Here is a 20,278-nt window from a genome sequence, read left to right as displayed (position 1 = left end):
GGCCCCCCGCGTTATTCGCGGTTGCCGAGGAATTGCAGCAGGAACATGAAGATGTTGATGAAGTTCATGTAGAGGCTGAGCGCGCCCATGATGGCGGATTTGCCGAGCCATTCTTCATCCCCATACTGGGCATGCTGGATATAGGTGTTCTTGATGTTCTGCGTGTCATAGGCCGTCAGACCCGCGAAGATCAGCAGACCGATCACCGAGATCGCGAAAGCAACCGCGCCGGAGCCGAGGAAGAGGTTCACGATCGAAGCGACGATGAGGCCGATGAGGCCCATCATCAGGAAGGTGCCCATCCCCGACAGGTCTTTCTTCGTGGTATAGCCCCAGAGCGACAGGCCCGCGAAGGCGATTGCCGTCACAAGGAAGGTCTGCGCGATGGAGACGCCGGTGAAAGCCTTGAAGATCCAGGCGATGGAAAGGCCCATGACCGCCGCGAAGGTGTAGAAGAACAGCTGCGCCGCTGCCTGCGACAGGCGGTTGATCGCCGCGCCGAAGGCAAAGACCATCGCGAGCGGTGCGAACATCACCACCCAGCCAAGGATCGTCATGCCGCCTTCCGGCGTGCGCAGGAAATTCAGCAGGTCCGTCGTGCCGACCGCCCAAGACACGCCGCCAGTCAGCAGCATGCCCACGGACATCAGCCCGTAAACCTTGTTCATGTGGGCGCGAAGCCCTGCGTCGATCTGCGCGGCCCGGGCGCCTGCGCCGACCGAACGGATCGTTTGGTATTCAGCCATGTGAAGCCTCCGATGTTGAGCCTTCGGCTGCGGGTTGGCATCCCACAGGCCGGATGTTGCCAATATCGGAAGCCGTTCCGTCGTTTTCAAGACATCAAAGCTGGAAACGGTGCATTCCGCGTATCGCTTTTTGCACGGCATTCCGCAGGCTTGCCGTATCAGTGGCGCCAATGGGCGGGCACGTCCCATAAAGGACGCTCGGCCTCGCGCCGCGCGGCATCGGGGGTGAGGCCGATGTCGGCGAGAAGGTGGTCGTCCAGCCGCGCCAGCCTGCGGCGTTGATGGCGCAGGGCAAAGAGGCGGCGCAGCTGCTTCCAAAAGGGCAGCTGGCGGCGGAGGGGGCGGGTGGCCGACAAGGTGCGGAGCATGGCGGGTTCCATTCTGAATGATGATGATATTTGCCGTTCAAATCAGGATGGTTGAAACATGACGCAGAATGTGGCATTTGAAAAATGAATGATTGTTGGGGTTGGCATCAGGAGATGTGATGATGGCGCGGACGCTTGATCTGGTGGCGCTTCGGTCTTTTGTGGCGGTGGTGGATGCGGGTGGGGTGACGCGGGCGGCGGGGTTGTTGAACCTGACGCAATCGGCGGTGTCGATGCAGCTGAAGCGGCTGGAGGATTCGCTGAACCTTGGGCTGTTCGCGCGGGCGGCGCGCAAGTTGACCCTGACACCGGAGGGGGAGCAGTTATTGGGCTTTGCGCGCAAGATGCTGTCTTTGAACGATGAGGCGCTGGCGCGGCTGACATCCTCTAGTTTCGAGGGCGAAATCCGGCTGGGGGTGCCGCATGACATCGTCTATCCGGCGATCCCCGGTATCCTGAAGCGGCTGTCGGCGCAGTTTCCGCGCGTGCGGGTCAATCTGGTGTCCTCTTTCACGGTGCTTCTGAAAGATGCGTTCCAGCGCGGCGAGTTGGACCTGATCCTGACGACCGAGGATGCGGCGGGGCCGGGTGGCGAAGAATTGGCCCTGCGCCCCTTGGTCTGGGTCGGGGCGGAAGAGGGGCAGGTCTGGCACAAGCGGCCCCTGCGCATCGGGTTCAAGGATACATGCATCTTCCGGCGCAAGGCGGTGGCGGCGCTGGATGCTGCGGGCATCCCGTGGGAGATGGCGGTCGATGGCGAAAGTGAGCAGGCCATCGAAGCGACAGTGGCCGCCGATCTGGCGGTTTCGGCGCGCCTGACCAATGCGATGCCGCAGGGGCTGTATCCGATCGAGACGCGGGGCGCGCTGCCTGATCTGGGGGCGCAGACGATCTGCCTTTATGCGGCGCCCACCCTGACCGGGGAGGCGGCGGAACTTTTGCGGCAGGAGATACGCAACGCCTATTGTTGCTAGGGCGTTGCGGGGATGTCGATCACGACCTTTCCCGTGGCGGCACGGCTGCGCAGAAGGTCGAGGCCCTTGGGCAGGTCTTCGAAGGGCAGGAGGTTGGAAATATGGGGCTTTATCCGCCCTGCCGCCTGCCAATCGAGCAGGCTGACAAGGCTGTCGCGCAAGAGATGCGGCGCGAAAGCGAGATAGCCGCCCCACCAGAAGCCGATGACGGTGAGGTTCTTCACGAGAAGCAGGTTGGCGGGCACCTGCGGCACGGTGCCGGAGGCAAAGCCGATGGCGAGAAGGCGGCCATCGGGCTTCGTGGCGCGGAGGGCGGCGTCGAAAGCCGGGCCGCCGACGGGGTCATAGACGACATCCACCCCGCCAAGAGCGCGCAAGGCGGATTTGAGGTCGGGCGTGTCGCTGTCGATCACCTCATCCGCGCCGGCGGCGCGGGCGAGGGCGAGCTTTTCTGGCCCCCGCGCGCAGGCGATGACACGGGCGCCCATCTGATGCCCGATCTCGACCGCCGTGAGACCCACGCCCCCGGCCGCGCCAAGGACGAGGAGCGTTTCCCCCGGTTGCAGCCGTGCCTTATGCGCAAGGGCGAGATGCGAGGTGCCATAGGCGATCTGGAACCCTGCCGCCTCGGCGAAGGAAAGGCTGTCGGGTAGGGGCAAGAGGCTGGTCACGGGAAAACAGCCGCGCTGCGCAAGGCCGCCCTGCCCGGCATAGACGGCCACACGGGTGCCGGGAGGCGGGCCTTCGGTCCCGGGGCCAAGTGCGCGGACTGTCCCTGCGAGTTCCAGGCCCGGAATGAAGGGGAGGGCGGGTTTTTCCTGATACTTCCCTTCGGCCATCAAGAGATCGGCGAAATTCAACCCGCAGGCGCGGATATCCACCAGCGCCTCACCCTTGCCGGGAATGGGGTCTGGCAGGTCTGCAAGGCGTGCAGGTTGGCCCAAAGTTTCGATCAGCCAGCCGCGCATGCGATTTCCTTTCTGCCTAGACGTGTCCGCTGGCGAGATAGCGCAAGGTGAAGCAGCATCCAAAGGGAAATTCATCGCGAAACGCGAATCTGATCAGGAAAATGTTGCAAAACGAAACGCAAATTGCAAAACCTCTTGAAGGCGAGTCTGCGATCTTTGGTTAAGCCTGCGGTTCAGTGGCGGGGTTGGGCCTGCTCTTGTTCTCCATTCGTATAACTAACACTATCCTAAACGACAGGTTTTTGCGTTTGGCTGGCCGAAATCTTGTGGAAAACTTCGTGATGGCAGTTTTCGGCACGACATTTGCTTGTAAGAGTGCATGAGACGATGGTCAGGAGTAACAAATGAAGCACCCCGTGGACGCCCATGTCGGCAAGAGAATCCGCCATCGGCGCTGGATGGTTGGCATGACCCAGCAGCAACTTGCTGACAAGGTCGGCATCAAGTTCCAGCAGATCCAGAAATATGAAACGGGGATGAACCGCGTTTCTGCCTCGCGGCTTTGGGACATCGCCGATGCGCTGGGCGTGACGATCGGATTTTTCTTCGAGGGGCTGGATGACAGCCGGGAAAGCGCGCAGGCCGCCGAGGGCGACTTCATGGCCGATAAGGAAGCGCTGGAACTGGTGCGGTCCTATTATGCCATCCCAGAAGCGCAGCGCCGCCGTCTGTTCGATCTGGCCCGCGTTCTGAGCGACGCCGCCTGATCCATCACGCCGGGCGCTGGCCGCCCGGTGGCGGAAGCCTGACCCGCAGATGCTTGACCAAAGTCCCCTCGTGCGGATAGCGCGGGGGGATATGCTTTTTCAGGGGATGCGGAATGCGGGTGTCGGAACGGGAAGCGGCGGAACTTATCGCCACGGCGGCGGAACTGGCTGACGCGGCGCGCGAGGCGACGCTTTTGCATTTTCGCCGCGCGGATCTGACGGCGGATACCAAGGAGGTCGCGCGTTTTGACCCCGTGACGGTGGCGGATCGGCTTTCGGAAGAGCGGATGCGGGCGATCCTGAAGCGTCGCCGTCCGCAGGATGGCATCTTGGGCGAGGAATTCGGGTCCGAGGTGGGGACGAGCGGCCTGACATGGGTGCTGGACCCGATCGACGGCACGCGCGGCTATCTGTCGGGCACGCCCACGTGGGGGGTGCTGATTTCGGTGCGCGATGCGGAAGGGCCGATCTATGGGATCATCGACCAGCCCTATATCCGCGAGCGGTTCGAAGGCGGGTTGGGGCGGGCCGAGGTGAACGGGCCCTCCGGGCGGTCCGCGTTGCGCTGCCGGGGGGCGAGGCCCCTGTCTGAGGCCATCCTCTTTTCCACCTTTCCCGAGGTTGGCACAGCGGAGGAGGGCGCGGCCTTTCGGCGCGTGGTGCCAGAGGTGCGGCTGACGCGCTATGGCACCGATTGCTATGGCTATGCGCTGATCGCGGCCGGGATGATCGATCTGGTGATCGAGGCGGGTTTGCAGGCCTATGATGTGCAGGCCCCGATCGCGGTGATCGAGGCCGCGGGCGGCGTGGTCACCGATTGGGAGGGCAACCCTTGCCTTGACGGGGGGCGCGTCTTGGCCGCTGCGAACCGCGAGGTGCATGCGGCGGCGCTGGCCCTGCTGCGGGGATAGACCTGTGGCGTGGTACGGGTAGGCGGCGTTGGTTTTTTGAGTATTTGGGCCAAGATGAAGCTGGCTTGGAGAGGGGTTTGCCTGCGGGCAGGGCTTGGCCTGCGGCGGGCTTCTGGCTAGGGTTGGCGGGCGCGGGCCGAGTCCTTCCCCCTTCTGTCGCCCGGCGTTCCCGATCCACCGAAGGGGGTGGGCGAGAGGGGAGCATTCCATGCCTGAGAGAGAGATCCTGATCCGGGGCGCGGCGGCTGTTGTGACCATGGATGGTGCGCGGCGCGAGATTGCGGGGGGCGATGTGCTGCTGCGCGGCGGTGTGGTGGCGGCGGTGGGTCACGGGTTGGCCAGCGCGGGCGAGGTCGTGGAGGCGGCGGGCTGCGTGGTGACACCCGGATTGGTGAATACGCACCACCATCTGTATCAGACCCTGACGCGGGCCGTGCCGGGGGGGCAGGATGCGCTGCTGTTTGGCTGGCTGAAGACGCTTTATCCGATCTGGGCGCGGTTCGGGCCGGAAGAGATGTTCGTGTCGGCGCAGGTGGGGCTTGCGGAACTTGCGCTGACGGGCTGCACGCTGACATCGGATCATCTTTATCTTTATCCCAACGGGGCGCGGCTGGATGACACGATCGCGGCGGCGGTGGAGGTGGGCTTGCGCTTTCATCCGACGCGAGGGGCGATGAGCATCGGGGAAAGCGACGGGGGGCTGCCGCCGGATGCTTTGGTGGAGCGGGAGACGGCAATCCTTGAGGATTGCATCCGGGTGGTGGATGCCTTTCACGACCCGTCGGAGGGGGCGATGGTGCGGGTTGGCATCGCGCCCTGTTCGCCCTTTTCCGTCAGCCGGGATCTGATGCGGGAGGCGGCGGTATTGGCGCGGGACAAAGGGGTGATGCTGCATACCCATCTCGCCGAGAATGACGAGGATATCGCCTATTCCCTTGCGCAATTTGGCTGCCGTCCGGGGCAATATGCCGAAGAATTGGGCTGGACCGGCGCGGATGTCTGGCATGCGCATTGCGTGAAGCTGGATGGTTCGGAAATTGAACTTTTCGGGCGGACAAAGACGGGGGTGGCCCATTGCCCCTGTTCGAATTGTCGCCTTGGGTCGGGGATCGCGCCTGTGCGGACCATGCGGGACCGGGGGGTGAAGGTGGGGCTTGGCGTGGACGGGTCGGCGTCGAACGACGCGGGCAATCTGCTGGGTGAGGCGCGGATGGCGATGCTGTTGCAGCGGGTGGCGCGGGGGGCGGATGCGATGGGGGTGCGTGAGGCGCTGGAGATCGCGACGCTGGGCGGGGCGCGGGTTTTGGGGCGCGAGGATTGCGGATCGTTGGAGGTGGGGAAGCGGGGGGATGTGGCGATCTGGGATATCTCGGGCGTGGAAAGTGCGGGGAGTTGGGATCCTGTAGGGGCCTTGCTTTTGTGCGGGCCGGGGCGGGTGAAACATCTGTTTGTCGAGGGAAAACAGGTGGTTAGGGATGGTCAGATGGTGACGATTGACCTGCCCCATGTGGTGGAGCGGCAGAAGCGACTGGCGGCGCGGTTGATGGGGTGATAGGCGGAGAACATGTCGCATAATTTCGAAGCCCAGCGCCGCGAGACCTTTGCCACCTTCAAGGGGGTGAAGGGCCTGCCCGCGCAATCGGTGATCGACTTCATCTTCTTCGTCGAAGAGACGGATGCAAATTGGGGTGCCTTTGAAAAGGCCTTGAAATCAAGGGGTTTCAAGACGCGGCGGGTCGGGGATGGCGAGACGGTCATTGCCAGTTTCGGCCCGATTCCGGTGACGCCCGAGGCGATCTGGGACAAGGAGCGGCTGGCCACAGAGATCGCGCTGGCGCATGATTTCTATCCCGATGGCTGGGAATTGGCTGAATAGGCGCTGCCCGCATTTTTTGTGCCCTGTTTTGTGCCGTATTCTGTGCCGCATATTGTGGTCACGCACCGCCCGCTGTTTTGGGGCTCCGCGCAACGGGGGGATGGGATGCCAGAGCCGATGGAAGCCTATAGACCCGCCGAGATCGGCGCCTTGATCGAGACGGCGGGCGTGGCCAAGGCGGCTTTGCCTGCGGGCCGGATGCTGGTTCTGGCGGTGCTGGCGGGGTGCTTCATCGGGTTTGGCGCGGCGGTCTGGTGCGTGGCAATGGCCGGGGTGGACCCCGGCTTTGGTCCGGCGCGGATTCTGGGGGGCGCGGTCTTTGCGCTGGGCCTGATCCTTGTGGTCGTGGGTGGCGCGGAACTCTTCACCGGGAATGCGCTGATGGTGATGGCGGCGGTGGATCGGCGGATCACCATTGCGGCCTTGCTGAGAAACTGGGGGATCGTCTGGATTGGCAATCTGATTGGGGCGGTGGCATTGGCGCTGGCCTTCGGGATGTCGGGGCTGGTTGACGGGCCGATGGGGGCGGTGGCCGCGCGTGCGGCGGAGGCCAAGGCGGGGCTGGCGCCACTGGAGGCGCTCCTGCGCGGGGCGCTGTGCAATGCGTTGGTCTGTTTGGCGATCTGGCTGAGTTTCGCGGCGCGGTCGGTGACAGACCGGGTGCTGGCGGTGCTCTGGCCAGTGACGGGGTTTGTCGCGCTGGGCTTGGAGCATTCGGTGGCCAATATGTTCCTGCTGCCTTTGGGCTGGATCGCCGGGGGGGAGGTGGCCTTTGCCGGGGCGGTGGGGAACTTGCTCTGGGTGAGCCTTGGCAATGTGATCGGTGGGGCGGGAGGCGTGGCGCTGGCCTATCGGCTGGCCTATCCGGCGATGGCGGGGAAGTGAGGGGGAAGGGGGGCGTTCCGCCCCCTCTTGGCGCTGTGCGCCAATTCACCCCCTGAGAGTATTTTCTGCCAAGATGAAGGGGCGGCGGGGCGTTAAGGTTAATGGATTGGAATTTATTGGATTTGATAGGGCCTTATTCGAAGGCAGGTTTTGAGGGCTGCTTCAGGTTTACGTAAATTACGTAAATTTGTCCTGATCGGTTCGGCCTGGGGCCTGCATCGCGTGCTGCGACAGGGTCAGCGCAGGGGTTTGCCACCAACCCAGACGGTGCGGATCGCGCGGTCATCGCCCATCATGATCGTCGGGAAGAGTGCCTCCCACAGGGTTTCGGCGCGGGCTGTTGCCTGTGCGATGGCGGGGGTCGAGGCGAGGTCGAGGATGGTGAGGTCGGCCTCCATTCCCGGTGCGATATTGCCGATGCGATCCTCGGCCCGCAGCGCGCGGGCGGAGCCTATTGTAGCAAGCCAGAGGAGTTGCGAGGGGTGCAGGGCCTGACCGCGGAGTTGCGCCACTTCATAGGCGGCGGCCATGGTGTGCAGCATCGAGAAGGAGGAGCCGCCCCCGGTATCGGTGGCAAGGCCCACGCGCAGGCTGCGGGCGAGGGACATGTCAAAGAGGCCGGAGCCGATGAAGGTGTTCGAGGTGGGGCAGTGGACGAGGCTGGCCCCGGCGTCGATCAGGCGGGCACGTTCGCGTTCGGTCAGGTGGATGGCGTGGCCATAGACGGCGCCTTCGCGCAACAGGCCCTGAGCTTCGTAGGTATCCAGATAATCGCGCGACTGGGGGAAGAGGTCGCGGACCCATGCGATTTCATCCGTCTGTTCCGAGAGATGGGTCTGCATCAGGCAATCGGGATATTCGCGCCAGAGCGCGCCGAGGGCGGCGAGTTGTTCGGGGGTGGAGGTGGGCGAGAAGCGGGGGGTGATGACATAGGAGAGGCGGTCCACCCCGTGCCATTTCTGGAGGAGGGCCTTGCTGTCGTCATAGGCGGATTGGGCCGTGTCGCAAAGGCCGGGCGGCGCGTTGCGGTCCATGCAGGTCTTGCCTGCGTAAAGGCGCAGGCCGCGGGATTGGGCGGCGGTGAAGATGGCGTCCACGCTGGCGGGGTGGATCGTGGCATAGGTGCAGACGGTGGTGGTGCCATGGGCGGTGGCAAGGTCAAGATAGCGGTTGGCGATGGTCGCGGCATAGGCGGGGTCGGCAAAGCGCATCTCTTCGGGGAAGGTGTAGCTGTTGAGCCAGTCGATCAGCCGCTTGCCCCATGAGGCGATGATGGCGGTCTGCGGGTAGTGGACATGGGCGTCGATGAAGCCTGCGGTGATGAGGGCGCGGCCATAGTCATGGATGCGGGCTTGCGGGTGGCGACGACGCAGGTCATCGGCAGGGCCCGTGGCGGAGATACGGCCATTTTCGACAAGGATCGCGCCGTGGCTTTCGTGATGGGCGGCGGCCTCGCCTGCCACGAAAGGGTCGGCGGTGAAGTGGAGCACCTGCCCCAGAAGAAGATCGGCCATCGCTTGTCCCTGTTTGCCTGTGGCTTTTGGCATGTCATACGTCGCTTGCAAGCCTATGGTCTTTTGCCGCATGGGTAAATTTCCCCATGCCCCCTGTTTCGCAGAAACAGCTTTCGTTAGGCTGGGGGTAATCGGACCGGGTGGGGCATGGCGGAACAGGACACAGCGATCGAAGAGATCGAACTGGACGATGCCCGCGTCGAGGCGATCCGCGCGGCGGTGGCGGCGGGGGACCGGGCGCTGGTGCTTGGTCTGGTGGAGCCTTTGCACGCGGCCGACATCGCCGACTTTCTGGAACAGGTCGAGACGGAGGAGCGGCGGGGGTTCCTTGCGCTTTATTCCGGCGAGATCGACGGGGATCTGCTGTCCGAGATCGACGAGACGATCCGCGAGGAGGTGATCGAGAGCCTGCCCGCTGAGGTGGTAGCCGAAGCGGTACGCGATCTGGATACCGATGATGTGGTCGATATCCTTGAGGATCTGGAGGCCCCTGCGCAGGGGCGCATCCTTGATGCGTTAGACAAGGCCGACCGCGTGGCGGTGGAACAGGCGATGGCCTATCCGGAGGGATCGGCGGGCCGCCTGATGCAGCGCGAGGTGGTGGTCGCGCCGGAACATTGGACGGTGGGCGAGGCGATCGATTTCTTGCGCGGGGCCGAGGATCTGCCCGATCAGTTCTATCATGTGATCCTTGTCGATCCGCGGATGCGGCCCTTGGCCTATGTCACGCTGGGGCGCATCCTGTCGGCGCGGCGGGAGGTGGCGCTGAAGGATCTGGCCGAAGACAGTTTCCGCACGGTGGAGGCGACGGAGGAAGAGGCCGAGGTCGCCTATATGTTCAACCAGTATCACCTGATTTCCTGCCCCGTGGTGGATGCGGGGGGGCGGTTGGTGGGCGTCATCACCATCGACGATGCGATGAATGTGCTGGATGAAGAGCATGAGGAAGACATGCTGCGCCTTGCTGGTGTGGGTGAGGAGGCGAGCGTCTTGGATGGCCCCTTTGCCACGGTGCGGCAGCGCCTGCCTTGGCTGGTGGTGAACCTGTTCACGGCGTCACTCTCGGCCTTTGTCATTTCGCGCTTTGAGGCCACGATCACGGCCATCGTGGCGCTGGCGGCGCTTATGCCCATTGTCGCCTCGACCGGGGGGATTGCGGGGACGCAATCGCTGGCCGTGGCGGTGCGGGCCCTGGCCACGCGCGATCTGACGGCGGCCAATGCGCGGCGGGTGGTGCTGCGGGAATTGGCGGCGGGGGCGATCAACGGTCTGGCGCTGGCGGCGATCCTTGGGGTGGCGGGCTGGTCCATTTTTGGCGATCCGTGGATCGGGGCGGTGCTGGCGCTGGCGATGGTGGTCAATCAGATCGTGGCGGCACTGGGCGGCGTGCTGGTGCCCCTGACGCTGGAGCGGTTCGGGCTGGACCCGGCGCTGGCGTCGGGGACCTTTGTCACCACGCTGACCGATGTGATTGGATTTCTGGCCTTTCTCGGCCTTGCGACGCTGGTGCTGCTATGACCATTGACGACGCCAAGGCGGCGGCCCGCAAGACGGCCTTTGCCGCGCGGAAAGAGGCCTTTGCCAAGGGGCAGGGGCAGGCGGCGGAACTGTTGGCGGATGTGCTGGCACCTTATGGGGGGCGCGCGCTGGCAGGGTATATGGCGATGCGGACCGAGATCGACCCGACAGCGGCGATGGCGGCGCATCAGGGGCCAGTGGGGGTGCCTGTGATCCTTGGGGCGGGGCAGGCGTTGAAGTTCCGCGAATGGTCGCCCGGCTGCGCCATGGTGGCGGGCGCGTTCGGAGCCTTCATCCCCGCCGAGGGGGCATGGGTAGAGCCTGAAGTGGTGATCGTGCCGCTTGTGGGCTTTGACGCGCGCGGCTATCGGCTGGGCTATGGCGGGGGGTTCTATGACCGGACGCTGGCGGGTCTGCGGGCGCGGCATCCTGTGCTGGCCGTGGGCTTTGCCTTTGCCGCGCAGGAACTGCCCGAGGTTCCCATCGACGAATATGACCAGCGGCTTGATGTGATCGTGACCGAAGCGGGGATCAGGACCTTTTCCTGAGCTGGCTTCATCTTGGCGAAAATACTCCGGGGGTCCGGGGGCTGGCCCCCGGTCCCGCAGGATCCCCCCATGCGACGCCAAGGATCACTTGGCGATCTTTTCGTCGCGGACGAACATATTGGCCCAGGCGCGGTCGATCAGGGCGGGGCTCATCTGATAGGGGATGCCTTCGAATTCGCAGATCGAGATCATCTGGTCGATCAGGAAGACAGGCTGATAATTCGCATAATTGTTGTTGATGGTCGGATACTTGACCTTCAGCAGATGCACGAGCGCGGCCTCATCCAGCGGCATCTTCTTCTTGCGGGCCACAAGCGCGAAGATTTTCAGGAAGTTTTCCTGATTGGGGCCGTCGATCTTGATCTTGAAGAAGATCCGCCGCAGGGCCGCGCCGTCGAAAATCTCGTTCGGGTGGAAGTTGGTGGAAAAGATCACCAGCGTATCGAAGGGGACGGTGAATTTCTCGCCCGATTGCAGGGCAAGGATGTCGCGGCTTTCTTCCAGCGGCACGATCCAGCGGTTGACGATCTTTTGCGGCGGTTCCTGCTGGCGACCCAAGTCGTCGATGATGAAGATGCCCCCCGTGGCCTTGAGTTGCAGGGAGGCCGTATAGGTCCGCGCGGTGGGGTTGTATTTGAGGTCGAGCATGTCGAGCGTCAGTTCGCCGCCGGTGATGACGGTGGGGCGTTCGCAGCGCACATAGCGGGCATCGAAGCGGTTGGCAGAGCGGCGGATGGAATTCGGATCGTCCTGCTGCTCTTCCGCGGCGGAATGGACGATGGGGTCATAGACCGTGATGATCTGGCCCGCATATTCGATGGCGCGGGGGACGAAGATCTTGTCGCCAAGCGCGTCGCGGATGCCGTTCGAGATGGAGGACTTCCCGTTGCCGGGGGGGCCATACATCAGGATCGACCGACCCGAGGTAACGGCGGGACCCAGATTGTCGATTAGGTCGGGCGGCAGGATCAGATGGCCCATCCCCTTCATTAATTCCTGACGGGTCAGGGTGATGTTGCGGATCGATTGGCGTTTGACCTGTTCCTTATAGGCTTCCAGCGGCACGGGGGCCGCGCCGTAATATTCCGATTGCGACAGGGCATCCAGCGCGCGGGCCTTGCCTGCATCGGTGAGTTGATAGCCCATTTCGCTGCCCGATGTGGCGTGCAGCGTGCCCGTCGCTTCGATGAAACGCTGGGTGCGGGCGAGGTCGATGAGTTCTTGGATCAGCGTGACCGGCAGGCAGATCACCCGCGCGAGGTCGGAGACATGTTCCTTGTTCGTGCGGAAGATGGTCTTGAGCAAGAGGTCGCGCAACAGGACGGGCGACAGCCCGGTATCGGCAAGGGTCTTGGGTTGCGGCGGAGGCGTGACCGAAGGGGCAGGGGCGTGCAGGACGGGGGCCTCGGACGGGGCTGCCTGAGATTGCGGGGCGGGCGAGAGGGAGGCGGGTTGCGCGGTCATGCCTGCGGGACTCCGGTCAAGGGCGTTCTCCCCAGTCGATTATCCGCCATTCATGGAGAAATTCAGGCAGAGTTGAGGAGGGAGAGGAGAAAGTAGAACGTGACGGTGCCGCCAAGGGCGAGGCCCATGGGGAATTTGCGATGCGTCCAGCTGACCCAATCGGGGGTGGCGCGGCGCATGGCGGGGATGGCGCGCAAAATGCGATGCGCGGCGAAGGCGGCGAGGAGGCAGCCACCGAAAAGGGTAAAGACAAAGGCCGGGCTGCTGCCTGTGAAGAAGGGGGCCATGGCGGCGGCGAATTTCGCATCCCCCGCCCCCACCATCCGGGCGGTGGACAGAAGGAAGCCCACCACCAGCGTGATTGCCCCAAGCGCATAGCCCCATAGGTAAAGGTCAAAGGGCAGGGCAATCAGCCCGACCAGCGCATAGGCGGCCGCCATGGTCAGCACGGCGGTATTCGGGATCTTCATGAATTTCATGTCGGACCATGCGACCCAGATGCTGATCGGCAGGACCGGAACGAGGAACAACAGCGCCGTCCAGAGGGGCGGCAAATCGGAAACCAGCATGGCGGATCAGGCCTTCAGGGCGGACAGGCTGCGCACGGCGGCCTCGAAATGTTGGGGATGGGTGGAGATGGCGTCTTCAAGCAGGGCCTTGCCCACAGCGACATCGCCTTTCTTGATGGCGGTCAGGGCAAGGGTGTAAAGGAGTTCGGCCTTTTCCGTCTGGGTCATGGCGACGACGGGCAGGTCGTATTTTCGTTGGGCGCCGCGCGCCATGACGAGGTTGTTCTTGGCGGTGAAAAGGCTGTCATCATAGGTGAGCGCTTGCACGAACAGCCGTTCCGCCCCGGCGAAATCCTGCCGCGAGAGTTTCGAGAAGCCCCAGTTGTTGTAGACGGCGGCCGGTTTCGTGGTCATCCCGGCAGCGGTTTCATAGAAGCTGTCGGCCTTTTTCCAATCCTTCTTGCTGTCGGCGACCATCGCCTCGAGCCGGTAGCGTTCGAAGGTTTCATGCGTGGGCGGGATGCGGGAAAGTTCCGCTTCGGCCTTTTTCCAATCGTTCTGGCGGATATAGGCATCGGCCAGATCGACGCGGTCATCCAAGGTGCCTTCGGGGGAGGCCGCGATGGCGGCCCAGACGGTGGCGGCCTCGGCCGGGCGGCCTGCGCGGATCAGGGATTTGGCCAGACCGCGTTTCAGATCGATGCGGTCGGGGTTTTCCGTGGAGGCCTTGGTGAAATAGGCCACCGCCTCATTGGGGTCGCCCACGGTGAGCATGATGTCGTTCAGGTTCGTTTCGTCGATGACATTCACGCTTTGGATGGCGCGCTGCACTTCGGCATCCGACGTGCGGTTACATGCCGAGAGAGCCACCGTGCCGATCAGGCACAGGGCGATAGGAAACGGGTGGCGCATGTTGCTGCGTCCTTTGCTGCTCGACCTTCTAGACCCTAGAGTTGCGAGAGAAGCACAAATCGCCCCTGACCCCGCCGCACGAGGGTAAAATTCGGTTCTTCTTGCGGCCCATCATATACAGAAGTTTCGCTTTCGGCGATAGCGAGGCGCAGATTTTCGCGGATGGAGTCCGTTTGGCCACTGTCCAGCGCGAAGGCTTGTTGAAAGATGCGGCGCGCTTCGCCGGGTTTGCCCTGTTCCATCAGGACAACGCCAAGGTTGTTCAGCGCGGGGACGAAGGTGGGGTCCTCTTTCACGGCCTGACGAAGGATGCGTTCGGCCTGCCCAAGGCGGCCGAGATGCAGGTTGGCCGATCCGATGGCGGACAGGACATCGGCATTCACCCCGATCTCGCCCGCCGCGCGCATATAGGCGCGGAGCGCGAGTTCATATTCGCCTGAGTCCATCAGGCGGTGGCCGACGATCAGGCCATCCTCTCCTTCGGCGCTGCGGTCAACGCCGGGCGGGCTTAGCCCGTCGGACGCGGTTCGGCCGCCCGTTGATTGACAGGCGGCCAGAAGAAGGGCGCCTGCAACAAGGGCAGGCCGATATGTGGATCGCACCCTGAGGTCAGCCTCCAGCGAATGACTTTACGATGCCATGGATTGATGGTCCGATCAGGATGATCATCAACGGCGGCACCGTGAACATCATTGTGCCGAGGGTCAGCTTCGTGGGCAAGGTGTTTGCCTTCTCTTCGGCGCGCATCACACGCTTGTCACGCATTTCGGCGGAATAGACGCGCAGCGCTTCTGCGATGGAGGTACCGAAGGTGGCGGATTGGATCATGGTGGTGACGAAAGAGGTGATGTCCGGCAGGCCGACCCGTTCCGACAGATCGCGCAGAACAGTGACACGTTCCTTGCCCGCGCGGGTTTCCTGACTGACGATTTCGAATTCTTCGGCCAGATCGGGATAGGCGGCACCAATTTCCTTTGCCACGCGCGAGATTGACTGGTCGAGCGATTGCCCCGCCTCAACACAGACAAGCATCATGTCGAGCGCATCGGGGAAGCCTTCGGTGATCAGCTGCTGGCGGGTCTGAAGGCGGCGCTGCACCCAATAGCTGGGCAGGTAATAGCCAAAGCCTGCGGGCATCAGCGTGAACATGGCGATCTTCTGAAGGTCGAGATCCTGCGACAGGCTGATAAGGTAGGTGTAGATAAGTCCAAGACACAAAGCCCCGGAGGCGAGCAGGAACTGCATCGCGTGGAACATGCGCACCGCATTCTTGGAGCGGTAGCCGGCGCGCAGCATCTTGAGCCGCGCGGCCGACATCTGCACCTGATCCTTGGGTTCAAGGAAATGGGCGAAACGGTTGAGCTTGTCCGATTTGTCGGAGGCGCGCCGCAGCGCCCCTTCGCGCGGATCGCGGTCGCGGTTGGGGGTGGTGTCGCGGGTCTGCTTTTTCAGCTTGTCAAACGGCTCTGCCTTGCGCGTGAGGAAGACGGGAAGCGCGATGACGATCAGCATAAGGCCAAGGCCACCAGCCAGCAGCAGCGGCCCATGTTCGCCCAGACGGGCAACGATCATGGCATTGAGGGCGTCGAACATGGGTCAGACCTTGATGTTGACCATGATCTTCATGAAGACCACGTTGATGATAAGGAAGGTGACCACGAAAAGCGCGGCCGGAACGAAATACTGCGTGTCCTTCACGCCATCGTAATAGTCAGGCTTGAGCATCTGGATCAGCACGATCGCGGCGATGGGAAAGCCCGACAGGAACATGCCGGACCATTTCGCCTCGGCGGTGATTGCCTTGACGCGGCGGAACAGTTTGAAGCGCGCGCGGATCACCTTGGCCAGACCGTCAAGGATTTCGGCAAGGTTGCCGCCCGATTGCTGTTGGATCGACACGGCCACGGCAAGGAAGTGAAGGTCCTGATTTTCCATCCTTGTGGCGAAGGCGCGCAAGCTTTCCGATACGTCGCGGCCATAGGTGGCCTCGTCTGCGATCAGGCCGAATTCGGTGCCGAGAGGATCGGGCACTTCTTTCGCGACGATGGCGATGGCGTTCGAAAAGGGGTGGCCCACGCGCAGCGAGCGCACCATGAGTTCCACCGCATCGGGAAGTTGTTCTTCGAGCAGGGCCATTCGTTTCTTGGCCTTGCCGGAGACCCAGAAATAGACGCCGCCCACGCCCATGGCGATGGCAAGACCCACGCGGACCGGGGTTTCAGCGGCGGTGCCGAAGGTCAGGCCCAGATAGGCAAGCACCGACAAAAGCCCCATGATCATAACCAGTTGCTGGGGCGAGAAGGCGATATTGGCCTTTTGCGCCTTTGAGGCGAGGATCTTGTACAGCGGGATGCCGCGCGCATTCATATGCTGCGACATTTCCTTGCGGAGCTGTTCCAGCACCTGTTCGCGGTTCTGGTTCTTTTCCAGAAGAGCGAGGCGGCGGCTGACCTTGGAGTTGAGGCTGATCGATTTGCCGAAGACGGTGAGGTATAGCCCTTCGACCAGCACGACAACGGCCACGAAGATCAGGATGTAGATGATCGGGGCGGCACTGAATTCCATGATGCGACTACCTGGTCAGAGAGTTTCTGTTGTGGATGCGGTCAAACGATGGGTTCGTAGATCGAGGCGGGCAGGTCATAGCCCCACTGGCGGAAGCGTTCTGAATAGTGCGAGCGCACGCCTGTGGCGTTGAAGCGACCGATGATCTTTCCCGAAGGTTCGACGCCAAGCCGTTCGTAGCGGAAGATTTCCTGCATCGAGATCACCTCGCCCTCCATCCCGGTGATTTCGGTGATCGACACCATGCGACGCGACCCGTCCTGAAGGCGTGAGGCCTGCACGATCAGGTTGACGGCGCTTGCGATCTGCGAGCGGACGGCCTTGATGGGCATTTCGATCCCCGCCATGGCAACCATGTTTTCCAGACGCGAGATCCCGTCGCGGGCCGAGTTGGCGTGAATGGTGGTCATCGATCCGTCATGGCCCGTGTTCATGGCCTGAAGCATGTCGATCACCTCTTCGCCGCGGGTTTCGCCGACGATGATGCGGTCCGGGCGCATCCGCAGCGCGTTCCTTAGGCAGTCCCGCTGGGTCACGGCACCCTTGCCTTCGACATTCGGGGGGCGGCTTTCCATGCGGCCGACATGGACTTGTTGCAGCTGAAGTTCGGCGGTGTCTTCGATCGTCAGCACGCGTTCGGTATTGTCGATGAAGGAGGACAGCGCGTTCAGCGTGGTGGTTTTCCCCGAGCCCGTCCCGCCCGACACGATGATGTTGAGGCGGGTGGACACTGCGGCCTGAAGATAGGCGGCCATTTCTTCGGTGAAGGCGCCAAAACGCACCAGATCGGCGACGCCGAGCTTTTCCTTTTTGAATTTCCGGATGGAGACGAGGCTGCCATCCACCGCAACGGGTGGCACCATGCAGTTGAAGCGCGACCCGTCGGCAAGGCGGGCGTCGCAATAGGGGTTGGATTCATCGACACGGCGGCCCACGGCGGACACGATCTTGTCGATGATCCGCAGAAGGTGGCGTTCGTCCTTGAAGGTGATGTCGGTCAGTTGCAGCTTGCCGCCGCGTTCGACGAAGATGCGCTGGGGCCCGTTCACGAGGATATCGGAGACGGATTCGTCTTTCAGCAGCGGTTCCAGCGGGCCAAGGCCCATCACCTCGTCATAGAGTTCCTGATTGAGCGTGGCGCGGTCGTCCTTGTTCAGGGCGACGGACATTTCTGAAAGCGCCTCGGAGGCGATTTCGGCGATTTCGCTGCGCAGGCTGGATTCGGAGGCGTGTTCCAGCGCGGCGAGGTTGAGGTTTTCCAGAAGGCGCTTGTGCAGCTCGACCTTCAGTTCCATCAGCCGGTCTTTGCGCTTTTTCTCCTTATCCGCGGCGGCGGCTTCGGGGGTGGCCGGAACGGCGGAGGGGCGGGCGCCCAGCATGGCCTTTGGCGGCATGGGCGCGCCCGCCGGGGCGGCGGGTTTGGGCGTGGGTGCGGCGGCGGTCGGTGGTGCGACCGGGCGCAGGGCAGGTTTGGGGTCAGCGGCGTCAGGTTTCTTGAAACGTGAGAACATCAGGAAGGCCCCCCAGGCCTAGGCAATCCACTAAAGGTTGGCGATCAGGAGCGACCGGTTTCCACGGCGCGGTTCAGGTCGAAGAGGGAGCGCGCAAGCTTTTGCAGCTCCTTGCGCACCGGGTTCTTGGGCGCGCTTATGGCCAGCGGATGCCCGTGATCGTTGGCCTGCGTCACCTGCGCGCCGCCGTCGGGGATCTGCACCTCAAGGCGGATATCGAGGCTTTCGGACATGCGCTTCACCCGGCTTCTGGCAGAAAGGTCGGTGAATTTGGGCGCGCGGTTCAGGATGTAGCGAAGTTTTTCATGCGGGAGCGTTTCGGCCTTGAGCGCGCGCACCAGCCGCAGGACGTTCTGCGCCGAGCGCAGATCAAGGTCCATGGTGGCGAAGTAGAGATGCGCGCGCGAGAGGACGGTTTCCGTCCAGGCGACAATGGTCTTGGGCATATCGATGATGACGAAGTCAAAATTCGTCTGCGCCATGTCGATGATGCGGGCGATATCCTCGGGCGTCACGATATCGAGCGGCAGCATATCGGCAGGCGCGGTGAGGACGTGGAGCTTGTCGCCATAGGTGAGCATCGCCTGAAGGAAGGCGTCGCTGTCGGCGGCGGCCGTGTCGGAGAGAAGTTCGAACACCGCCTCTTTGCGGGGCAGGTCGAGATAGGTTGCGACAGAGCCGTATTGGAAGTCGAAATCCAGAAGGCAGACGCGCGGGGCATTGGCCTTTTCGATCGTTGCCAGTTCCCAAGCGAGGTTTGCGGCGAAGGTCGATGCCCCGGAACCGCCCGAAAGTCCGTGGACAGGCAGCACCACACCATCACGGTCGCCCTTGGCCTTGAAACTGGGCGTCTGCGCGGCGGCGTCGGGGACGGCGTGCAGATGGGTGACGGTGGCAGGCGTCGCCGGAAGCGGGATGGCCGCCGGTTTGCGGATGCGTTCGATGGCCTCTTTCAAGGCACCGTCGGGCAGGGGGTAGGGGACGAAATCATCGGCGCCAAGGCGCAGGAGTTGATGCAGGCCTGCGGGGCTGATGCGGTCGGCGATGAGGATCACCTTGATGTGGCGCTGGGTCGCGGCCTTGATCACCTCGGTGATGCGGGTAAGGTCGCCCTCATCTTCACCATTCACAGCAATCGCAACGAATTCAAGGCTTTGCGCATCAGGTTGGGAGAGGAATTCACGGGCATCCTCGAAGGTGAGGTCGCCCCAGCTTTCGCCCATTTCAAGTTCCATGTCGTCGATCAGGAGATCGAAGTTCTGGATATCCCGCGAGATTGTGCAGGCCAGAATCGGTGCCGGATCGGGCAGCATGTTCGCAGCGGTGCTCATCGCCTTGTGGTCCTTCCTTGCCGGGGGTCGATGGGGCATGACCCTTGCGACGCGACATGCGGGCAGGGGCAGGAACCATCGGAAACCCCGCACGGGCTTTGCCGTGAGATTGTTCCCAGTCACGGGAAAGCTGGAGGGTAATGGTGGCGATTCTTGGGCTAGAAACGCGAGATTGTTTGAAATCTGGCGACTTTATACGGGCAGAGCGGCGCAGTGTTCGCAGCTGGCGCGTGGGATGAGAGGGGCAAATGGAAACAGGCTGCCGAAGCAGCCTGTCCAATCCTCGAAATACCTTGAGACGTCGGGCCGCCGGATCACGGGGCCGGGGCCGCCGCGCCGCCGCCTTCATTCGCTGCGGTTCCTGCGACCACGGTAGGGGCGGGCACCGCGCTGGTGATGTATTCGCGATAGATGATCTCGGCATATTTGCCGTCGAGCACCGTGGGATGACGCTTCACGAAACCCGAAACCTCGGTCACGGTACGGCGGTTTTGCTCTTCGGGCCCAGGGGTCGGGATCACGGGCTGTGTTTCGCCAAAGGAAACAAGCGCCTCAAGCCGCGACCGCGAAATGCCGCGGGTTGCGAAATAGGCGACCACGGCTTCGGCCCGGCGCTGACCCAATCGGCGGTTATAGGCATCCGATCCGACAAGATCGGTATGACCATAGACGCGGAAGCGCACCTCGGGGAATTGGCGGATGAAATTCGCCTGCTGGTCGAGTATTGCGCGCGCCTCGGGCGAGAGTTGCGCGCTGTTGAAGGCGAAGGTGATGGTGGGTGGCACTTCGCGCGCGAAACGTTCGCCAAGCATCTGGACCGGGCTGATTTGCCCGGTCTGGACGAGGAAGTTGTTCATCGTGGAGTTGCCGAAGCCGCCTTCATCGACCTTGGACCCGATGGTTTCGCCCGCGCAGGCCGCAAGGGCCAGAAGCGACAGGGTGGACAGGAGATGTTTGGGCGTCATGGCCAT

At 63.1% G+C, this 20,278-nt stretch carries 21 protein-coding genes; 8 read left to right on the top strand and 13 right to left on the bottom strand.

Going from position 1 to position 20,278, the window contains the following annotated elements; translation table 11 throughout:
• Positions 1-11: 11 nt before the first annotated feature.
• Together QF092_RS07665 and QF092_RS07660 are read right to left on the bottom strand one after the other, a co-directional pair.
• A complete protein-coding gene (locus QF092_RS07665) occupies positions 12-746 on the bottom strand; it encodes a Bax inhibitor-1/YccA family protein (RefSeq protein ID WP_281469105.1) in 735 nt (244 codons plus the stop codon).
• Positions 747-904: 158 nt separating this feature from the next.
• Positions 905-1,114: a DUF1127 domain-containing protein gene (locus tag QF092_RS07660; RefSeq protein ID WP_281469104.1), complete on the bottom strand. Its 210-nt coding sequence runs from the start codon at positions 1,112-1,114 to the stop codon at positions 905-907.
• 119 nt (positions 1,115-1,233) lie between these two features.
• On the opposite strand from QF092_RS07660, the gene QF092_RS07655 reads away from it, so the two are divergent.
• Positions 1,234-2,088, top strand: coding sequence for a LysR family transcriptional regulator (locus QF092_RS07655; RefSeq protein ID WP_420026511.1), 855 nt, complete (start codon positions 1,234-1,236; stop codon positions 2,086-2,088).
• Here QF092_RS07655 and QF092_RS07650 read toward each other — a convergent pair.
• Positions 2,085-3,056, bottom strand: coding sequence for an NADPH:quinone oxidoreductase family protein (locus QF092_RS07650; protein WP_281469102.1), 972 nt, complete (start codon positions 3,054-3,056; stop codon positions 2,085-2,087). The genes QF092_RS07655 and QF092_RS07650 overlap by 4 nt on opposite strands.
• A gap of 344 nt (positions 3,057-3,400) precedes the next feature.
• Between QF092_RS07650 and QF092_RS07645 the strand changes: the two genes are divergently transcribed.
• The 5 genes from QF092_RS07645 (at position 3,401) to QF092_RS07625 (ending at position 7,435) form a co-directional block, all read left to right on the top strand.
• The gene (locus QF092_RS07645; RefSeq protein ID WP_101921111.1) at positions 3,401-3,763 is read left to right on the top strand and encodes a helix-turn-helix domain-containing protein; all 363 of its coding nucleotides are present in this window, start codon (positions 3,401-3,403) and stop codon (positions 3,761-3,763) included.
• A 113-nt stretch (positions 3,764-3,876) separates the two neighbouring features.
• Complete coding sequence (locus QF092_RS07640) at positions 3,877-4,674, top strand: inositol monophosphatase family protein (protein ID WP_281469098.1); 798 nt, start codon at positions 3,877-3,879, stop codon at positions 4,672-4,674.
• A gap of 208 nt (positions 4,675-4,882) precedes the next feature.
• Positions 4,883-6,226 (top strand): 8-oxoguanine deaminase, encoded by a 1,344-nt coding sequence (locus QF092_RS07635; protein ID WP_281469096.1) that lies wholly within the window; start codon positions 4,883-4,885, stop codon positions 6,224-6,226.
• A 12-nt stretch (positions 6,227-6,238) separates the two neighbouring features.
• Positions 6,239-6,550 carry a hypothetical protein gene (locus QF092_RS07630; RefSeq protein WP_281469094.1) on the top strand — a complete coding sequence of 104 codons (312 nt, stop codon included), beginning with the start codon at positions 6,239-6,241 and terminating at the stop codon, positions 6,548-6,550.
• A gap of 117 nt (positions 6,551-6,667) precedes the next feature.
• Positions 6,668-7,435, top strand: coding sequence for a formate/nitrite transporter family protein (locus QF092_RS07625; RefSeq protein WP_281469093.1), 768 nt, complete (start codon positions 6,668-6,670; stop codon positions 7,433-7,435).
• A 236-nt stretch (positions 7,436-7,671) separates the two neighbouring features.
• Here the strand turns inward: QF092_RS07625 and guaD are convergent, their stop codons facing one another.
• Positions 7,672-8,949: a guanine deaminase gene (gene guaD / locus QF092_RS07620; RefSeq protein WP_281469092.1), complete on the bottom strand. Its 1,278-nt coding sequence runs from the start codon at positions 8,947-8,949 to the stop codon at positions 7,672-7,674.
• A gap of 147 nt (positions 8,950-9,096) precedes the next feature.
• Between guaD and mgtE the strand changes: the two genes are divergently transcribed.
• Positions 9,097-10,467, top strand: coding sequence for a magnesium transporter (gene mgtE / locus QF092_RS07615; protein ID WP_281469090.1), 1,371 nt, complete (start codon positions 9,097-9,099; stop codon positions 10,465-10,467).
• Positions 10,464-11,015, top strand: a complete 552-nt coding sequence (locus QF092_RS07610; protein ID WP_281469088.1) for a 5-formyltetrahydrofolate cyclo-ligase — start codon at positions 10,464-10,466, stop codon at positions 11,013-11,015. Before mgtE ends, QF092_RS07610 begins: the two co-directional genes overlap by 4 nt.
• Positions 11,016-11,099: 84 nt before the next feature.
• Here QF092_RS07610 and QF092_RS07605 read toward each other — a convergent pair whose 3' ends face one another.
• From QF092_RS07605 to QF092_RS07565, 9 genes are all read right to left on the bottom strand, one after another.
• On the bottom strand, positions 11,100-12,479 hold the full coding sequence (locus QF092_RS07605; RefSeq protein WP_420026510.1) for a P-loop NTPase family protein: 1,380 nt from the start codon (positions 12,477-12,479) through the stop codon (positions 11,100-11,102).
• Positions 12,480-12,541: 62 nt separating this feature from the next.
• Positions 12,542-13,048 (bottom strand): A24 family peptidase, encoded by a 507-nt coding sequence (locus QF092_RS07600; RefSeq protein ID WP_281469087.1) that lies wholly within the window; start codon positions 13,046-13,048, stop codon positions 12,542-12,544.
• 6 nt (positions 13,049-13,054) lie between these two features.
• Positions 13,055-13,900: a tetratricopeptide repeat protein gene (locus tag QF092_RS07595; RefSeq protein WP_281469086.1), complete on the bottom strand. Its 846-nt coding sequence runs from the start codon at positions 13,898-13,900 to the stop codon at positions 13,055-13,057.
• 35 nt (positions 13,901-13,935) lie between these two features.
• Positions 13,936-14,502 (bottom strand): tetratricopeptide repeat protein, encoded by a 567-nt coding sequence (locus QF092_RS07590; RefSeq protein WP_420026509.1) that lies wholly within the window; start codon positions 14,500-14,502, stop codon positions 13,936-13,938.
• Between the two features lie 7 nt (positions 14,503-14,509).
• Positions 14,510-15,493: a type II secretion system F family protein gene (locus QF092_RS07585; protein WP_281469085.1), complete on the bottom strand. Its 984-nt coding sequence runs from the start codon at positions 15,491-15,493 to the stop codon at positions 14,510-14,512.
• Between the two features lie 3 nt (positions 15,494-15,496).
• The gene (locus QF092_RS07580; RefSeq protein WP_281469084.1) at positions 15,497-16,465 is read right to left on the bottom strand and encodes a type II secretion system F family protein; all 969 of its coding nucleotides are present in this window, start codon (positions 16,463-16,465) and stop codon (positions 15,497-15,499) included.
• A 41-nt stretch (positions 16,466-16,506) separates the two neighbouring features.
• The gene (locus QF092_RS07575; RefSeq protein ID WP_281469082.1) at positions 16,507-17,976 is read right to left on the bottom strand and encodes a TadA family conjugal transfer-associated ATPase; all 1,470 of its coding nucleotides are present in this window, start codon (positions 17,974-17,976) and stop codon (positions 16,507-16,509) included.
• Between the two features lie 44 nt (positions 17,977-18,020).
• A complete protein-coding gene (locus tag QF092_RS07570; protein ID WP_281469080.1) occupies positions 18,021-19,307 on the bottom strand; it encodes a CpaE/TadZ family protein in 1,287 nt (428 codons plus the stop codon).
• Positions 19,308-19,621: 314 nt separating this feature from the next.
• Complete coding sequence (locus QF092_RS07565; RefSeq protein WP_420026508.1) at positions 19,622-20,278, bottom strand: OmpA family protein; 657 nt, start codon at positions 20,276-20,278, stop codon at positions 19,622-19,624.

The sequence above is a fragment of the Fuscovulum ytuae genome (genome assembly GCF_029953595.1).
In the GTDB taxonomy this organism is placed as follows: domain Bacteria; phylum Pseudomonadota; class Alphaproteobacteria; order Rhodobacterales; family Rhodobacteraceae; genus Paragemmobacter; species Paragemmobacter ytuae.
The sequence above is the reverse complement of the archived record's forward strand: the minus strand, read 5'-3'. Positions and strand labels throughout refer to the sequence as shown.

Bases quoted from the DNA above. Each gene is read 5' to 3' on its own strand.
- QF092_RS07610 (WP_281469088.1), top strand. From the start codon at position 10,464: ATGACCATTGACGACGCCAAGGCGGCGGCCCGCAAGACGGCCTTTGCC.
- mgtE (WP_281469090.1), top strand. From the start codon at position 9,097: ATGGCGGAACAGGACACAGCGATCGAAGAGATCGAACTGGACGATGCC.
- QF092_RS07580 (WP_281469084.1), bottom strand. From the start codon at position 16,465: ATGGAATTCAGTGCCGCCCCGATCATCTACATCCTGATCTTCGTGGCC.
- QF092_RS07575 (WP_281469082.1), bottom strand. From the start codon at position 17,976: ATGTTCTCACGTTTCAAGAAACCTGACGCCGCTGACCCCAAACCTGCC.
- QF092_RS07660 (WP_281469104.1), bottom strand. From the start codon at position 1,114: ATGCTCCGCACCTTGTCGGCCACCCGCCCCCTCCGCCGCCAGCTGCCC.
- QF092_RS07655 (WP_420026511.1), top strand. From the start codon at position 1,234: ATGATGGCGCGGACGCTTGATCTGGTGGCGCTTCGGTCTTTTGTGGCG.
- QF092_RS07640 (WP_281469098.1), top strand. From the start codon at position 3,877: ATGCGGGTGTCGGAACGGGAAGCGGCGGAACTTATCGCCACGGCGGCG.
- QF092_RS07645 (WP_101921111.1), top strand. From the start codon at position 3,401: ATGAAGCACCCCGTGGACGCCCATGTCGGCAAGAGAATCCGCCATCGG.
- QF092_RS07600 (WP_281469087.1), bottom strand. From the start codon at position 13,048: ATGCTGGTTTCCGATTTGCCGCCCCTCTGGACGGCGCTGTTGTTCCTC.
- QF092_RS07665 (WP_281469105.1), bottom strand. From the start codon at position 746: ATGGCTGAATACCAAACGATCCGTTCGGTCGGCGCAGGCGCCCGGGCC.
- QF092_RS07585 (WP_281469085.1), bottom strand. From the start codon at position 15,493: ATGTTCGACGCCCTCAATGCCATGATCGTTGCCCGTCTGGGCGAACAT.
- QF092_RS07570 (WP_281469080.1), bottom strand. From the start codon at position 19,307: ATGAGCACCGCTGCGAACATGCTGCCCGATCCGGCACCGATTCTGGCC.
- QF092_RS07565 (WP_420026508.1), bottom strand. From the start codon at position 20,278: ATGGCCATGACGCCCAAACATCTCCTGTCCACCCTGTCGCTTCTGGCC.
- QF092_RS07650 (WP_281469102.1), bottom strand. From the start codon at position 3,056: ATGCGCGGCTGGCTGATCGAAACTTTGGGCCAACCTGCACGCCTTGCA.
- QF092_RS07635 (WP_281469096.1), top strand. From the start codon at position 4,883: ATGCCTGAGAGAGAGATCCTGATCCGGGGCGCGGCGGCTGTTGTGACC.
- QF092_RS07630 (WP_281469094.1), top strand. From the start codon at position 6,239: ATGTCGCATAATTTCGAAGCCCAGCGCCGCGAGACCTTTGCCACCTTC.
- QF092_RS07625 (WP_281469093.1), top strand. From the start codon at position 6,668: ATGGAAGCCTATAGACCCGCCGAGATCGGCGCCTTGATCGAGACGGCG.
- QF092_RS07595 (WP_281469086.1), bottom strand. From the start codon at position 13,900: ATGCGCCACCCGTTTCCTATCGCCCTGTGCCTGATCGGCACGGTGGCT.
- guaD (WP_281469092.1), bottom strand. From the start codon at position 8,949: ATGGCCGATCTTCTTCTGGGGCAGGTGCTCCACTTCACCGCCGACCCT.
- QF092_RS07605 (WP_420026510.1), bottom strand. From the start codon at position 12,479: ATGACCGCGCAACCCGCCTCCCTCTCGCCCGCCCCGCAATCTCAGGCA.